Origin of the sequence: Algoriphagus terrigena DSM 22685 (assembly GCF_000429445.1) — a bacterium.
Classification (GTDB): Bacteria; Bacteroidota; Bacteroidia; order Cytophagales; family Cyclobacteriaceae; genus Algoriphagus; species Algoriphagus terrigena.
The window spans coordinates 1-15,782 of the sequence record NZ_AUBW01000042.1 but is presented as its reverse complement, the minus strand read 5'-3'; the positions used below and the strand labels follow the sequence as shown (position 1 = coordinate 15,782).

The 15,782-nt window shown below is 46.0% G+C and carries 12 protein-coding genes; 5 read left to right on the top strand and 7 right to left on the bottom strand.

Annotation, left to right across the window (positions count from 1 at the left end; translation table 11 throughout):
* Positions 1-512: 512 nt before the first annotated feature.
* Positions 513-1,298, top strand: coding sequence for an NIPSNAP family protein (locus tag G459_RS0123505; RefSeq protein WP_026969788.1), 786 nt, complete (start codon positions 513-515; stop codon positions 1,296-1,298).
* A gap of 12 nt (positions 1,299-1,310) precedes the next feature.
* Here the strand turns inward: G459_RS0123505 and G459_RS28435 are convergent, their stop codons facing one another.
* A complete protein-coding gene (locus tag G459_RS28435) occupies positions 1,311-1,706 on the bottom strand; it encodes a winged helix-turn-helix transcriptional regulator (protein ID WP_051315400.1) in 396 nt (131 codons plus the stop codon).
* Positions 1,707-2,400: 694 nt separating this feature from the next.
* Positions 2,401-3,237: an alpha/beta hydrolase gene (locus G459_RS0123495; protein ID WP_026969787.1), complete on the bottom strand. Its 837-nt coding sequence runs from the start codon at positions 3,235-3,237 to the stop codon at positions 2,401-2,403.
* A 169-nt stretch (positions 3,238-3,406) separates the two neighbouring features.
* On the opposite strand from G459_RS0123495, the gene G459_RS0123490 reads away from it, so the two are divergent.
* Together G459_RS0123490 and G459_RS0123485 are read left to right on the top strand one after the other, a co-directional pair.
* Positions 3,407-4,774 (top strand): TlpA family protein disulfide reductase, encoded by a 1,368-nt coding sequence (locus G459_RS0123490; RefSeq protein ID WP_026969786.1) that lies wholly within the window; start codon positions 3,407-3,409, stop codon positions 4,772-4,774.
* A 134-nt stretch (positions 4,775-4,908) separates the two neighbouring features.
* Positions 4,909-5,724, top strand: a complete 816-nt coding sequence (locus tag G459_RS0123485; protein ID WP_026969785.1) for a hypothetical protein — start codon at positions 4,909-4,911, stop codon at positions 5,722-5,724.
* A 473-nt stretch (positions 5,725-6,197) separates the two neighbouring features.
* On the opposite strand, the gene G459_RS30575 is transcribed toward G459_RS0123485, so the two are convergent.
* The 4 genes from G459_RS30575 to G459_RS28425 form a co-directional block, all read right to left on the bottom strand.
* Positions 6,198-6,446 (bottom strand): DUF559 domain-containing protein, encoded by a 249-nt coding sequence (locus G459_RS30575; RefSeq protein ID WP_026969784.1) that lies wholly within the window; start codon positions 6,444-6,446, stop codon positions 6,198-6,200.
* 23 nt (positions 6,447-6,469) lie between these two features.
* The gene (locus G459_RS30570; protein ID WP_157373435.1) at positions 6,470-6,661 is read right to left on the bottom strand and encodes an endonuclease domain-containing protein; all 192 of its coding nucleotides are present in this window, start codon (positions 6,659-6,661) and stop codon (positions 6,470-6,472) included.
* A 228-nt stretch (positions 6,662-6,889) separates the two neighbouring features.
* Complete coding sequence (gene darG, locus G459_RS0123475) at positions 6,890-7,942, bottom strand: type II toxin-antitoxin system antitoxin DNA ADP-ribosyl glycohydrolase DarG (protein ID WP_026969783.1); 1,053 nt, start codon at positions 7,940-7,942, stop codon at positions 6,890-6,892.
* Positions 7,943-8,287, bottom strand: coding sequence for a DarT ssDNA thymidine ADP-ribosyltransferase family protein (locus G459_RS28425; protein WP_281171907.1), 345 nt, complete (start codon positions 8,285-8,287; stop codon positions 7,943-7,945).
* A 355-nt stretch (positions 8,288-8,642) separates the two neighbouring features.
* Between G459_RS28425 and G459_RS0123465 the strand changes: the two genes are divergently transcribed.
* Both G459_RS0123465 and G459_RS0123460 read left to right on the top strand, forming a co-directional pair.
* Positions 8,643-11,084 carry an ABC transporter permease gene (locus G459_RS0123465; RefSeq protein ID WP_026969782.1) on the top strand — a complete coding sequence of 814 codons (2,442 nt, stop codon included), beginning with the start codon at positions 8,643-8,645 and terminating at the stop codon, positions 11,082-11,084.
* Positions 11,085-11,728: 644 nt separating this feature from the next.
* A complete protein-coding gene (locus G459_RS0123460; RefSeq protein ID WP_026969781.1) occupies positions 11,729-14,146 on the top strand; it encodes an ABC transporter permease in 2,418 nt (805 codons plus the stop codon).
* A 794-nt stretch (positions 14,147-14,940) separates the two neighbouring features.
* On the opposite strand, the gene G459_RS0123455 is transcribed toward G459_RS0123460, so the two are convergent.
* Positions 14,941-15,782: endonuclease/exonuclease/phosphatase family protein (locus tag G459_RS0123455; protein ID WP_342664347.1), on the bottom strand; the 842-nt coding region annotated here is incomplete at its 5' end.

Genomic DNA, 15,782 nt, shown 5'->3' with positions numbered 1-15,782 from the left:
GTTGCCAATAAATGGAAAAATCTGGAACTAAACAACCCTGCTCCCGTACAGCTGTCGAGACAGGCTCTCTCCTACCTCATCACTCCCTTCACTACCTCACCCTCCACAAACCCACCCTGCAAGCTGGCCCAAGCCTCGCCTCCCTGCATGCTGGCTCCTCGCTAAATCTTTCCACCGGAAAGATTCTTCACGCTTGGCCCTCTGCTAGAAGATTTCTTTACGGATTGTCCCCCGTCTCCACATGGAGAGGGAGCTTGAGCAGTGGCAGACTTGAAGATCCTGCTCCAATCCAAGCCACTCCCTACCGAAGCCATCAAGAGATACTTCTAAATCTGATCTTCCCAGCTTCTGAATTGCATGTTTTGTAGTTTTTGGTTTTGTAATAAACCTGCAAAAGCATGGGCGAGAAGATGGTTTAGCACAGGGACTTAGAAAAAAGTGAGTGCGTATTTCCCGGGTCAGTCCGATGATTTCATCTAATTTCAGCGCATCAACAATAAATTACAAATACCATGAAAAACACAATTATTTTATTCACCGCAATGGCTATCCTGCTACTGGGTATGGGGCCATCATTTGCGGGAAAGGGAGACTTTTACCAGCTAAAAGTATATCATTTGTCGTCCGCGGAGCAGGAACAGGTGGTGGATGAATATCTCGAACAGGCATATCTTCCGGCAATGCACAGAGCGGGGATAGAGCATGTAGGCGTATTTAAGCCGGTTGCTCCTGCAGACGGGAGTGCTGCTGAAAGGTTGATTTATGTACTGATTCCGTTTGACTCCCAGCAGAAGTTTGCCAAGATAGAAGCACAACTCGCCAAGGATCAACTCTATCAATCTGCCGGCGCCAAGTACCTGAATGCTCCCTATTCCAATCCACCGTTTACCCGAATCGAAACCATCCTGCTGAATGCTTTTGAGAAGCATCCGCATTACGCGGTTCCGGATTTGCAGGGGCCCAAAAAAGACCGGATTTATGAATTGCGGAGCTATGAGGGACACACCGAAAAGATCTCCGCCAACAAGATCAGGATGTTTAATGACGGGGATGAGGTAGGCCTGTTTAAAAGACTGGGCTTCAACGCAGTCTTCTACGGAGAGGTAATCGCCGGCAGTACGATGCCAAATCTGATGTACATGACCACCTTTGAAAACAAGGCGGACCGGGATGCGCACTGGCAGTCCTTTGGCAGCGATCCTTATTGGAAAGAACTGTCTGCTATGCCCGAATATCAGCACAACGTTTCCAAGAATGTGACCACCTTCCTATATCCTACCGAATATTCGGATCTTTAAAAGCACGGATTTCTATCCATGGATAGCTTCTGCATTCCAGTTGATGCAGCGGCTATTCATGTGTGAATCCGAGAAATCGCACAGTTGGCCTAACAATTCACTGAGTCTGATTCCATTGGACGTAAGAAAATACTGGTATTTGCCCGCCACTCCTGAATCATCTTCGTTTTTTCTGATCAGTCCATACTGCTCAAGGAGTTTAAGCCTGCTTGCCAAAACGTTGTCACTGATCAAATCGAGGGCTTTTTTTAAACTGGAAAAACGGTCATTTCCTCCTTCGATTTCAAAAAGCACATCTGTAGTCCACCTCTTGCTCATTACATGGAGCAGTTCATTCAATGAACATTTCTCTTCCAAATGGGTCTGGTTGAGATAGTTGGTAGATGTGGTCTTTCTGTCCTCCTTCATTTTTGTATCCTTAATCGCCGAATCAATAAAACACCAATCTACTCCATGAAAGAACGGATGGAACCTATTTTATATCGGGACCGAATCAGGCTATACAAAAGGATAATGTTCCTGATCACTAATAGGTGAGTAAAGTGTTTCCTGCTAAAAGTAGAGCCAGAAGGTCACAGAATTCGGAGCATCTCACCAGAGAAAAGAAAATTGGAGAAGAGTATTCCATGTGTCACGGATCAAATTCCCTCTCCTAGAGGAGGACTGAGCGTAAATGATTAGCCCGCCGCGGCGGGCTAATCTAGCGAAAGCCTGTCCCGAGAGGTGCAGCGAATCGGGAGGACAGATTGTAGGGGTGGCCACTAGCAGGCACAGGGTGGGGTAAATCAAGGCCGGAATGCTTTTACTTTTTCTACCGCCGCGACGGGCTGTTAAATCACTGCCCGGTTGGGTGGCTTCCCCAACGACAGTAATAGTGCAATCCCACTGGAGTGTCCAACAGGCTCTCCTTCTCCGGCAGGTCAATTATGTCGGGTATTGTTTGGGGTATTGTATCGACATGACTTCCTTTACCCATTTTCTCCAAAAACCAAGGATGGAGGGAAATATTCACTAGGAAAAAACTTCATTCACTCATCCGTGAAAAATTCAGGCATGAGTGTGGCGCTGACGGGGAGTAACCCAGATCGCTAAAGACACACTATCAAGCTGCTGCTTTTCCCAAAAATCTATCTACCTGATCCACAAACCACCCTCCAAAGCCCACCTTGTCATAGTCCACCTGAAACCCCGTCAAATGATCTCCTTCATATCGGATGATTTGACAATTAGCACCAAGCTTACTCTGAAGTTTCAAGGCTGAATCGTGTGTAGTGACTGCATCCTTCGATGCTGTTAAAATCAAGAGGGGACAGTCGATGGATTCAACGGATTTCTTAAACTCATTGCTGTTTTCAGGAAGGAGAATCCCTTTATTCTTCTCTTTGTAGAACTCCACAATTGCGTCAGGATCTGTAACGAAGCCTTCACCTATAATAAAGTCAATCTGGCTTCTGATATTGGGATAGGCCGTTGAGGTGATGGTAGTCCCCATAGACATTGCCCAGATTCCTATTTTCTTGTTTGGCATTTTGTTAGAAATGGAGTCCACTACTGCCTCTAGATCCCAAGCAAACTCCCTGTAATAAAGATATTCTTTCTGAATCTCGAAATCTTGGCTTTTCCCGAATCCCCGATAATCAAATGTAACTACGGTGTAGCCAGAATTAGCCAAGATAGCTGCGTGATAGACGAAATAGGACATATTTCCAGCGTCTGGATAAGCAAGAATTAAAACCGTATCCTTGTCGTTTTCGGGTTTTGCCTCATAGATCCAGGTATTGAGACGGAAACCATCAGGAGTATGGATGTCCAGTTGCTGATAATTCCATTTGACTGAATCCGGGGTACGGATGTATTCTCTGTCTGGATTGATGGCAAAGACTGAATTGGAGCTAAGCATCAACAAAAAGAAAAATATGGAGATAGAGGGATTTCTCATATTGATTGATTTCAAAATTATTGGTCCAAATTCTTATTAAAATATCAATTGTCAACCTTTCGCACAATCCCCTTCCCTTGGTGAACAAGAAACGAAAAAAAAAATCCTATCTCTTAATAAATAGTTATTTGTTTTAAATAGCTTATATTGAGGATCGTAAATAATCTATATGAACAAAATCTTCATTTTTGTTACCGGCGCTTTTCTGGCTTTTCAAAGCTGTTCGGAACCTGAGGTTTTTGAAATAACGATTCCTGAAAGTTCGAACCCATATGACAGCTTATTCATTCAGGAATTAATCACCGGTGAGACCATTGCCAAGATCCCGCTCAATTCTTCTCAGCGAAAATTTTTCTTCCCGATCAAGCAGCCTCTTTTGGCCGGCATTCATGTCAAAGGAAAAGAATCCCCTTATTTAGCTATCCTGGAGCCAAGAAGTAAAAGAGAGCTTGTCTTCGAGGGGGAGAACGTGAAGACTAAAAACCAACCCGCTGATTCGTTGAGCAATTACCTCTGGCATTCCACTGATGAAATGTTTTCAAAATACGGCAGCTTAATTTTCGGAGACGGCGACGTATCGGAGGTAAAACAGAAGTTTGATAGCTTGATCGGGAAAAGACAAGAAGTTATCGCTGGGGCTTCGAAACAACTATCTGAAGGTGAATACGCAATACTGAACTACCAAAATAACGCTCGAGCTCAAAATTTCCTTTTTTTCTATGGCCGGATAATTCGAAAATTAGAGGCGAAAGATCCATTTTTTGATTTTGTCGCTGACATTCCAGCCTATGGAACTGAAGCCAAATCACTTCCAAATATGATTTTGTATCAGTATGAGATTGAACACCTGAGAAAAAATGATTCCATCCCGTCTATTCCGTTCTTCTTGGATATCATCGAATCCAAAAACACCGATCCAGCGCTAGAAGATTTTCTGAAAGCCTTTTACATCCAATCAGTCATCGAACATCCTACTTACTGGCGACCTCACCAACATTTATTTACGTCTGATAGAATCAACGAAGCCTTAGAACGCGAAAAGAATAATCCCTATTTCTACCTAATAAATAGAGCGTCTGACTCATTCTTTTCGTCTATGGCAGGTGTATCTGCCTTTGATTTTGAAGCAAGAAGACCCGACGGTTCTTCCTTTAAACTCTCTGAATTAAAGGGGAAGCTTGTGCTGATCGATGCGTGGGCTACTTGGTGCGGTCCCTGTATCCAGCACCGTCCAAAAATTCTGGAGATGGCGGCTAAGTATTCCTCAGATCCGAGAATTGCGGTCGTTATGATATCCTTAGATTCTGAATTGGATAGATGGAAAGAATTTGTATCCAACACCAACCCCAATGGTAATGGATCCGAGGTCAATATTCCAGATGGGATGAATGATATGTTTGGAGACAAATACCTGGTTAAGTCAATTCCCAAATATTTTTTGATTGATCCTGAGGGTGTAATTATCAGTTCGGATTTATCTGAGCCCTCTCTCGGTATGGAGCAGATGATAGAAAGAGAGTTGAGTAAAATGCAGTAATCTCACGCGGGGTAGTCACGTATGTGCTTATAAATGGATTAAAATCTTGTCATTCTTAAAGTAATTTGGCGCTGTCGTCACATTATCTCCAGCGGGTCTTTTCAAAGTTATATTTGATATAAAATTTACTAACCATGATCGAGTTTATAACAAGGAAACTGGGCATATCACGGGCAATACTGAAAGCAAACCTTCTCCGTGGCCTGTTTTTGATTATTTCGAGCTCTTGCAGTCCAGGCCCTGAAGATGAACCGCTAAATCAAGATCCGGAAATTGATATTTCTGCCATTCTCCAAAAGTCAGTTGCACCCGGCCAACATCCGACCTTGCCCAGCCTGACCACTTTCTATCAGGGCTCAGAGGTGACTGGCTACTCACATCACTTTTATGATATAGAAGGCAAGCCCCTGCTGGAAATAGGATTCAATGCCCAGAAGGATACCCTTGGCCTTATGACTTTTCATTTGACGGATCAGGGATTACTGAATTCAAAGGCCGAATACAGTTTCCAAAATCTTACTCATCCTGTCACTACACTTGAATACCACTATGACAATGCCGGCAGACTGAAGCAAATCTCGCGAGACGGCAATAACTTTGAGCTGTATGAGTACAACACGGCTGGCCAGATCAGTAAAATAAGCCTGGGTTCTAATCCCGGTTTGTTCTATCTTTTTGAATATGACGAAAAGGGAAGGATTTCCCGGCAGGTCTACGTCGCCGAAGACCAATATGACACGCCTTTTAGGGACTGGTATTTTGGATATGATGAAGGCGGTCTTTTGATTTCCAAGTCTGTACCTGTGTCCAACACAGAGAGAAGACCGATGTTTGAATATCGGTATGACACCAAAAAAAGACTGGTGGAAGAGATCGAATATTACCCCGAGCACGGCTTTGCACTTTGGCTTTGGAAAACTCTACAGTATGATGGTTTGGATGGATTTTAGACATTCAAATCATTTTCGACCAGATAAAGATATCGTCTAAAGCAATCTCCGGATTCAGAACGCGACCTCAATATCCGGCAGTAAAAATAAAACCCTCACCCTTGCTACCTCCCAACCCTTCTACCTCACCCCAGCTCCCGATCCGCTACGCTCCTCGGGACAGGCTCTCTCCTTGAGGAGAGGGAGCCTGAGCAGTGATAGACTGGAAGGTCCTGCTCCAATCCGAACCGCGCCCGACCGACTTCTAGTGTTTTTGGTTGTTGAATTAAGGTTTGAATGAAAAATGTTGATAGTCTCCGCTGCTCTAGTGCCCTCCTCCCGCAATTCTGCGGGACAGGCATTTAAGGAGAACTGAGCGTAAATGATTAGCCCGCCGCGACGGGTTAATCTAGCGAAAGCCCATCCCGAGAAGTGCAACGGATCGGGAGGCCAGATTGTAGGGGTGGCCACTAGCAGGCACAGGGTGGGGTAAATCAAGGCAGAAATGCTTTTATTTTTTCTCCTGCCTTTCCAAGCTGATTTATGACCTCGTCGTTTTTGAATCTAAGGATTTTGACACCGAATTCGCGGATTAATAGGTCTCTATTGCTGTCGTGTTCTTGTTGGTCTATTTCCTCATGTACTCCACCATCGAGCTCGATCACCAGACGGAGTTCGTGGCAGTAGAAATGCCCATGATCCCGCAGTACGGGATCACACAGTGGAGTGATTATTTTGGGCATTCCATGTGGCCAATTAAAATCAATTATAAACACATGAAATCGGCAATATATCGGCAGATTGGGTGCTGGCGGCGGAATTTGTATCCTTCCAATTGTCTGTTTTTGAGAACATTCCAAAGAATCCGCTCAGCGAGAGTAAGTGACTTCCTTAATTCTCTGGCTCTTTGGTGAGTTAGTATTGAAGCACCGTAAAAAAGGTTGTTGAAGTGGGTCATTGTCTACGAAGTGACAAAAAACCTGTTGCCAATTATTTTGACAATGAATCTATTGCTAAATGATGCCCCGCTCTATTCTAACTTATCAGCGGCCTGCTTGAAGATTCTCTGGTCCTGATCAGATTGTGCAAGTCCGCCTTGCACAACTCCAAAATCAGCATAACGGTATTTACCACGCGCCTGATCACGTGTAGCAAGTAATCGGCTGACCGGACACTTCCAAATCCGCTACACCAGTTGAAAAACAGCATCACTATACTCACGAAGATGCTTCTGGGCAATTTCGATATCTTCCCTGGCAAAAAGCTCGTTTTTTCTTCGGTTCCAGCTTTTCAGTTTGGAGACTAAGTCATCTGAATCCGTTACAGGCCCAGAGTTCAAAACGAAATCAACTGAGGCAAGCAGCTCAAGAGCATAGGTGGATTCATAGGTTTTAATGACCCTGGTCACGCTGCTCAAGCGCGCCTTCTGCTCGATACTCAATCTAGTATCTACATAGTCTTTAATCTCTCCCCACTTTTCATAATTCAATTCCAGCGGGTCAAAGGGCCCTTGGGTATTCTGTTCCATCCCGTTCAAATATACGCCATTGAGATACATCAGTACATGGTTTAGCTGTACCGTATAGGGGCCGTAATGATGGGCTTCAAAATTAAGCCTAAGATTCTCCCCTGTTCTTTGGAGGAAATAGGCCAGCTTGTTGGCAACAAAAAGGCAGCTCTGGTCACCGACAGATTCGTATTGAAACATCAAATAGAGAAGCATGGCCCTGGCGGGAGTCAATCTGGCAGTTTTAGTCGACTCCTCTTTCTTCAGGAGTTCCTTAATCTCCTCATTCGGCTCAAAGACAAAAATATCCATATCCAACCCGTCCAACGCATTCTCTATCATTGGCTTAACTATGCCCCAGTCCAATCCACCATTTCCACAACCGAGGGGAGGAATAGCCACGCTCGAAACACGCAGCTTGGGCAGCGTCTCCCTCAGCGCAACCAAACCCGAACTGACATAGTCGTATTTGGAAGGTGATTTCCAGTGTTTCTTTGTCGGGAAGTTGATAATTGTCTTCTCTCCCAGCAATGTCTTTTCTTCCACAATCAACAGCTGTCCCACATCCAGGGACTTGGATTGGCAGGCGGCTTTATATCTTTTGTAATTTTCGGGAAATGTATTCTTAAACTGCAAAGCACTACCCTTTCCCATGACACCCACGGTATTCACTGTGTTTACCAGTGCATCGGCACCCGAGTCCAATAAATTCCCCTTTTTGTAGTGTATCATCTAATAGTAGAGCTTGTTCCTTTCATCAACAAAAACCGGGACGCTTCCTCCCATATTTGCTATCATCTCTTCCAAAATTCTCTTTTTTGCCTCTGTCTTTACCACAAGGCATTCTATTGCGCTAACCGGCGCATAATCCCAGACCAAAAACTCCGCCTGTTTGTAGTCCCTGCGGGCGATATCCGACTCGGTGTTTTTCCAGTCCTGCGATAAAATCACATCCCACTTCAACTTATCGAAATCCTTCTCATCTTCAAAAAACTTGGCCAAAGAAATTTTAGCATTTCTGTCGGTAAACAGAAACGGAAGCCCCAGTTCCTTTACCCTGCTTACAGAGCTGACTATCTCCGGACAGGCTCTGGAGGAAGGGATTAGGTTGATTTAAGCTAGGAAGGATGCTCTAAATTTGGCCACAACCTATAACAGCTACCCTGCCCCTCAACAAAAACGAATCACGGCATATTAAAACCCCGGAGTAGTTAAGGATTTTTCACTTTAGGGAAGATCGTCCGAGGGTGGGCAAAACCGTCCGAAATTCTTGAGCTCAAGACCCAAAAAGCTTTATTGTCCTAAATCTAGGCGTCTCGAGGATGGCACGTTTGTGGCAAAACCCCGGGACAGATGGAACTCCATGGGAATGAGAAATGTGAGTTCTTCAATCGAGAAAAATCAGGTAATCAAGTAAAAAAGAGGGATAAGTATGGTATATCACCACATTAGGACACTGCTCCACCACCTGTGGCGTAATCGGTTGTTCACGGCTTTAAATGTATTGGGTCTCGCCATAGGCATCAGTTCCTGTTGGATCATCTACCGCATCGTAGATCATGAGTTTAGCTACGATGCTCAGTTGCCCGATAAAGAAAATATTTATCAGCTCGTTTCCTCTTTTTCAAGTGACTCTAAAATGGCGGGAGTAGGCGCGCCGCTTTATCAGGGGATCCGAGCGGAGATACCTGGAGTGGAAGCAGTCCCGGTATTTTTCCAGTTTGTGAACCAAGCTGAATCATTTCGGGAAAACGAAGAGGTTTTTGTAAAGGAAGATCCCCAGTATATTGTGGCAACGGATGTTTCTTATTTCAACATGCTGCCTTATACCTGGCTGGCAGGGAATAAGGACAAAGCCCTAACTGCACCCGAAAGTGTGGTGCTTACCGAAAGTAGAGCTAAAGAGTACTTTCCCAGGATCAGCCTGGGTGATATGTTAGGCCAAACCATTACCTACTACGGGGCAGATACTGTGCAACGAACAGTAACGGGCGTGGTGGCTGACTTTGACCAGCCTTCCGAATTTATTGCACAGGAATTTTTCACATTGGTAGAACGTGTCTATGAGCTATACATGTGGACCAATACCAATGGGAGTGACAAGCTTTATCTCCATTTCGGACAAGAAACGGACGTTCAGGCTAGCTTAGCATTGATAAACAACCTAGAGCTTAGGTACTATGAAGCGTTGGAACAGGAACGTGGAAATGAGATGAAGCGGGGAAAATCTTACGAGCTTGTACCTATCGATGATGTCCATTTTGCAACCCATGTAAGTGATTATTTTGGGATAACCAAGACAAGTAAACCGGTGATGCGTGGTCTGATTGGCATAGGCGTCTTTTTATTGATCCTCGCCTGCATTAATTATATCAATATGAGTACGGCCCAAATCCCTGAACGGGCAAAAGAAATCGGTGTGCGCAAGACACTTGGCGGCAGTCGCAAAGATTTGATCAGTAGGTTTTTGTCAGAAACAGCCATGACTGCTTTTGCAGCTTCATTTTTGGCTGCTATTTTAAGCTGGCTGGGCTTTGGATTGCTAAGTGATATCATTCCGGCGGGCGTGACACCTCAGGGAGAGTCTCATGTTTACCTGATATTTACGCTTGGATTGGTCTTGCTAATAACCCTGTGTGCGGGTCTCTATCCAAGCTGGCTTATTACAAAAGTAAAAACGGTAAGCGTCCTGAAGAACTTTAACCCAACATCGCTGTCAACCCGCTTTAGCCTTCAAAAAGTACTTATAGTTTTTCAGTTCTTTATTGCTTTGGTTTTTATCATCAGCACCATTATCGTAGGTAGCCAATTGCGCTACACGCTGAAAGCCGACATGGGATTTAATAAAGACGCCATTGTACTCGTAAATATTCCCTGGAAATACCAGCGCGATCCACAATATCAAAATAAGCAATTCACATTATTGACCGAACTTAGTAACCTCCCGGGAGTCGAAAATGTGTCTTTAGGTACGGCTCCCTTATCGTCGGGTAATTCTTCATCCCCCTTTGAACGTGTCAGTAAAGATGAGAATATTGAAGAAAGGCAACTTGCTAAAAAATGGATTGATACATCTTATTTAGAAGTGTACCAACTGGAATTGCTCGCCGGAAGAAACATTTATCCCTCAGATACCCTCAGTGAGTACATTATCAATGAATCCGCAGCTAAGGCTTTTGGATTTATAGATCCCCAAGAAGCTATCGGCCAGTTTATTGGACAAAGGGGAAATAATAAATTCCCCATCGTGGGGGTTGTAAAAGATTTCCACACCTTGAATTTTTATGAGCCAATTTCCCCATTGGTATTAATGAATGAAAAATTCAACATGTTGACTTTCAACATAAAACTTGCCAGTCACGATACAGGTCGTTGGCAATCCACTTTAGAAAACATAAAGGAGAAATGGGATGGTTTTTATCCCGCTCATGCGTTCCAATATAGCTTCTATGATGAGACGCTGCAGGCCCTGTACCAACAAGAACGTCAAATCGCCAGGTTGATCAATCTTGCGACTGCAATCACCGTCCTGATCAGTTGTCTGGGTCTTTTTGGCCTGGCCACACTCATTGCCTTCCGGCGTACCAAAGAAATCGGCATCCGCAAGGTAATGGGCGCGTCGGTAGCTGGTATTGTGGCTTTATTATCCGGGGATTTTGTCAAACTTATATGCATTGCCATCTTAATCGCCTCTCCTATTGCCTGGTGGGCAATGAACAACTGGCTGGAGGATTTTGCCTACCGCATCGAGATCAAATGGTGGATGTTTGCCGTGGCTGGATTTGCCGCTGTAGTCATCGCCCTGGCAACGGTGAGCTTTCAGGCAATTAGAGTGGCAGTGGCCAATCCGGTAAAATCACTCCGATCAGAATGAAAAAGCTAACATCCAAGTCGCAACAGCCACCCTGTGCGTCTGCGCAAAAGAGATTGACATCAGGTAATTCCGATTCTGGGTGTAGTCAAAACGATCTTGGTGACTGGGTAGGAATTTAAATTCTATGCCAATATCCGTACCGATGTGCAATTTGCGTATATACCTCATCCCTGTCCCGATACGTTGCGCTTCCCGGGACACAGGGTTTCTCCTTAAGGAGAAGGTGATTGAGCAGTGATAGGCTTAGAGATGCTGGTTCTTTCAGAACTGCATACATCCAAAGCTGAAGCGATCAGGAGCAAGAAAAAGATATGTGCCGTCCCCATGGGACTCTGAAATCTAACATCTTCCTTTTCTCCAGCCATTATGGTTCGACACTTCAACAAGCTCAGTGACCGAGCTCACCAACCGTGGCTGGCTATGGGACCGGACGTCCCGATGGGACTATTGACTGCTTGGAATATTGAAATCACCGATAGACCGTATTGTCCAAAAGCAAACGCAACTGTCCGCATTTGACCAATGGGAATTTGATTTTATGCCCGTATTACCCTGAATGGCTGCACTTTGCCGTGGTATCGTTTTTGTCAATCTCTGGAAGAATTTTGTTGCCTGATTCCCTCCTCCCCTGAAACATTCCCGCTATGTTTGCCACACATCTCAAATTCTTTGTTCGGATTTTTCTTAAGGACAAGTTTTTTTCTGTTCTCAATATCCTCGGTCTTGCCCTGGGAATATCGGTGAGCATCATCCTGCTGTTGATCCTGCAGTTTGACTTGTCTTATGACAAGCACTATGCAAACCATGAGCGGATCTACCGCCTGGGTGGCCATCTGAAAGCTACCGGGATTGATATCCGGGTTGCCCGCTCGGCCAGGGAATTGGGGATGATCATCCAGGAGGAATTTCCCGAAGTCATGGCTGTCACCCGGGCCAACAGTTGGGACCATACCTTGGTCAGGTATGAAAATGACGGTGAGGAACTGTCCTTCTATGAAGAAAATGTAGTCCGGACGGACTCCACCTATTTCACGGTCTTTCAACACGAATTCATCTCTGGCGATCCTGCTACCGCACTCCAGGACCTCAATGCCATGGTCATCAGTGAATCGACGGCAGAACGGTATTTTGGAGATGCCAATCCCCTCGACAAAACCCTGATGATCGACGGTGAAAACTGGAAGATCACCGGCGTGATAGCGGACCTTCCTGACAATACCCACCTCAAGTTTGACATGCTGCTGTCCGGGTTGAGCAAAAGCCGGGAATGGGTGGTGGATGCAGGACAGATCAAATCCGAGGCTTTTTGGAATCCTGATGTCTACACCTACTTTTTGATGACGGAAGGGTATGACCCTCAAAATTTTTACGACAAGTTTCCCGGGATATTTGACAAGTATTTCAAATCATTTGGAGATCAGGTAGGTGGTCAGTATTCCGCCATCCTACAGCCACTTGCCTCGATCCACTTTGATTCGAGCCTTCAGGATGATGAGCTTACCGGAAACAAAGCTTACCTCTATGCATTCTCGGCGATCGGTTTGTTTATCATCGTGTTGGCCTGTATCAATTACATGAACCTGTCGACAGCCAAATCAGTCAATCGCGCTTCGGAGATAGCGATGAAGAAAACTCTGGGCAGTACTAGAAGTTCTTTGGTGCTGTCGTTTTTGGGAGAATCGGTTTTTCTGTCTCTGATCTCCCTATTGGTGGCCATCGGTATCGTCCAGCTGGTACTGAATTTCTCTCCGTTTGGAAGTTTGGTTCAAAAAGACCTGTCGGCAAATTTCCTGACCAATCCGACGCTCACGTTCGGTGCCATTGGGATTGCGCTGATGATTGGGGTCATTTCAGGCCTATATCCGGCATTTTACCTGCCCAGCATTCCCACCCTGAGTGCCCTCAAGGGAGGGTTTAAAAACCAGAAATCAAGTCTCAGACTGAGAAAAGTCCTGATCACCACGCAGTTTTCCATCTCCATCTTTGTGGTGGTCTGCACCTTTTTTATGCGTGACCAGATTTCCTATATGCGGAGCAAAGACATGGGTTTCGATAAGGAAAACGTGGTGATTCTGCCCATTCAAGACACCTTGGTGCAGCGACAGATCGGTTCGATCAAGAATGAATTTCTCAACTATCCCCAAATCACCCAAGCCACCACTTCTTACAATGTCCTGGGCATGGGAGTGGGCGGTCCGGTCATGATGGCCGAAAGCGATGAAGGAATGATCCAGCAGCGGTTCAGTCTGATCTCGGTTGGGGATGACTATTTCAAGACGATGGGAATCAAATTGGTGGAAGGACGGGATTTCCAAACCGGTCCCAAAGCCGATGTAAGCAACGTCTTCATCTGCAATCGGGCCGCAGCCAAACTTATGGGATGGGAAGACGATCCCATCGGCAAAAAAGTGAGATGGTTTCACGGCGAGGAAGATGGCCAAATCATCGGCATGGTGGAAGATTTCAATTTTATGTCCCTTCACAATGCCGTCGAACCTCTGCTGATCGTCAAATCCGGTGAGGAAGGCGGATTTCTTCATCTGAAGGTTTCCGGTGATGACCTACCTGCTACCTTGGACTATATCAAGACAAAATGGGCAGGATTTGATCCGAGGCATCCTTTTGAATTCTTCTTTCAGGACCAGCGGTTTGATGAGCAATACCGTGCCGATGAGATCCAATACAAACTGCTGTCAGGCTTGTCATTCATCTGCATCTTTATCTCTCTGCTGGGGCTTTTGGGATTGTCGGCATTTACGGCAGCGCAGCGCACCAAGGAGATCGGAATCAGGAAAGTTCACGGAGCGAGTATCCCAAGGATCATCTACCTTCTCTATCAGGAAGTCATGCTACTGGTGATGCTGTCAGGAGTCTTGGTGATCCCCGCGGCCATCTACATCATCACCGGCTGGATGGGCAATTTTGCTTACCAGACCTCACTCAACTACCTGACATTCCTGACCGTAACGGGACTGGCATTGCTGGTGGCTTTTTTCACTGTGGCATTTCATTCTCTAAAGACGGCCACTACCAACCCGATCAAGTCGCTGAAGTATGAGTAAGGAGTGGATTTGAAATGGGCATTAGCGATTCTGCGCCTTTTACTACCTCACCCCACGCCCTTCACTACCTCACCCCACACAGCCCACCCTGCAAGCTGGCCCAAGCCTCCTCCCCGCAGGCTGGCTTCCCGATCCGTTGCAGTTCTCGGGACAGGCTCTCGCTGAAATGATCCGAAGGGATCATTTTTTGACGCTCGGCCCTCCAACCGGAAGATTTCTCTACGGCTTGTCCCCCGTCTCCTTGAAGAGAGGGAGCTTGAGAAGTGGTTGGATTGGAGATTCTGGTTCAATCCAAGCCGCTCCCTAACGGAACTATCAGAAGCAGAGAAAATTGAGGAATCCTAACTCAGCTCACCTCAGCTGCCGATCCGCTGCGATTCCCGATACAGTAGCGATCGGGATTAACACATCGGGACAGGCTCTCTTCTACCTCACGTCCCGCTCCCGATCCGCTACGCTCCTCGGGACAGGCTCTCTCCTTTAGGAGAGGGAGCTTGAGCAGTGGTAGGCTTGATGATGCAGGTTCAATCCAACCGCTCCCTAACGGAACTATCAGAGCAGAGAAAATTGAGGAATCCTAACTCAGCTCACCTCAGCTGCCGATTCTGGGGACGGGCTCTCCTACCTCACGTCCCGCTCCCGATCCGCTACGCTCCTCGGGACAGGCTCTCTCCTTGAAGAGAGGGAGCTTGAGCAGTGGTTGGATTGGAGGTGCTGGTTCAATTCACAATACCAAGCAGGTATCGGAAATCGGGGGCATCTAGAAACTGGCCAGTAGGTAATCCGTTTTCGCTCTATTTTAAGCTAACTCTCGCCCAAACCGGTCTGTGATCGGAAGCTGTCGGCTGATTGAGCACCTCATGGGCTCGGACGGTGATGTCCTGATTGTTGGAAAAAAGGATAAAGTCTATTGTCTTCTTGGGTACATCAGCCGGAATCGTCGGCATGCAATTCGCCTCACAGGTCGATGTAAAGTATTGACCCAAATGCTGCATTGTCTTACTTTCTTTGACCACGTTGAAGTCTCCCACGACAAAAACAGGCACTTTTTCGTCTTTCAACTTCTCGGTGATCACCTTGGCTTGGACCAGTGCATTTTCGTCTGCTGTGAAATCCAGATGGGTATTCGCAAAACGTATCTTTCGGCCATCGGGCAAAGTAGCTGTCACCAGCGATAGCGTTCTCTGCTCCGTATCCGGTGCCTCAGGAAGCTGAATTGTCTCCTGCTCAGAGAGCGGAAACTTAGAGAGGATTGCCGTGCCGTATGCCCCACCCTGGTAATCAATCCCTTTGGAAAAGTAATGGTACATCCCCGTCAATTCGCCCAGCTTTGCTGCCTGATCCAGGTTGACCCCGGAGCGTCCGTTATTGACATCGATCTCCTGCAGCCCTACCAATTCCGCCTTCGAATCCTTAATGATATTGGCGATTGCTTCCACATCGATGAGGCTTGGATTGGCTGGCGGACTGCAGTGGCGGACGTTGTAGCTCAGGATAGTGAGGTTGATCGCTTTTTTATCATCCTCTCCGCGCGGGCTGGTGGTGGTTGGTTTTTCCTCCGAACCTAGTTGGTAGAAAGAGGAAATTGACGATAAAATCAAAAACAAAATCGGTCGTAACAGCATGATCAATTTTT

What these genes read in the sequence shown, in the direction of transcription:
- G459_RS28435 (WP_051315400.1), bottom strand. Translation starts at nt 1,706, where the DNA reads ATGAAGGAGGACAGAAAGACCACATCTACCAACTATCTCAACCAGACC.
- darG (WP_026969783.1), bottom strand. Translation starts at nt 7,942, where the DNA reads ATGATACACTACAAAAAGGGGAATTTATTGGACTCGGGTGCCGATGCA.
- G459_RS0123505 (WP_026969788.1), top strand. Translation starts at nt 513, where the DNA reads ATGAAAAACACAATTATTTTATTCACCGCAATGGCTATCCTGCTACTG.
- G459_RS0123490 (WP_026969786.1), top strand. Translation starts at nt 3,407, where the DNA reads ATGAACAAAATCTTCATTTTTGTTACCGGCGCTTTTCTGGCTTTTCAA.
- G459_RS30570 (WP_157373435.1), bottom strand. Translation starts at nt 6,661, where the DNA reads ATGACCCACTTCAACAACCTTTTTTACGGTGCTTCAATACTAACTCAC.
- G459_RS0123495 (WP_026969787.1), bottom strand. Translation starts at nt 3,237, where the DNA reads ATGAGAAATCCCTCTATCTCCATATTTTTCTTTTTGTTGATGCTTAGC.
- G459_RS0123465 (WP_026969782.1), top strand. Translation starts at nt 8,643, where the DNA reads ATGGTATATCACCACATTAGGACACTGCTCCACCACCTGTGGCGTAAT.
- G459_RS0123460 (WP_026969781.1), top strand. Translation starts at nt 11,729, where the DNA reads ATGTTTGCCACACATCTCAAATTCTTTGTTCGGATTTTTCTTAAGGAC.
- G459_RS0123485 (WP_026969785.1), top strand. Translation starts at nt 4,909, where the DNA reads ATGATCGAGTTTATAACAAGGAAACTGGGCATATCACGGGCAATACTG.
- G459_RS30575 (WP_026969784.1), bottom strand. Translation starts at nt 6,446, where the DNA reads ATGCCCAAAATAATCACTCCACTGTGTGATCCCGTACTGCGGGATCAT.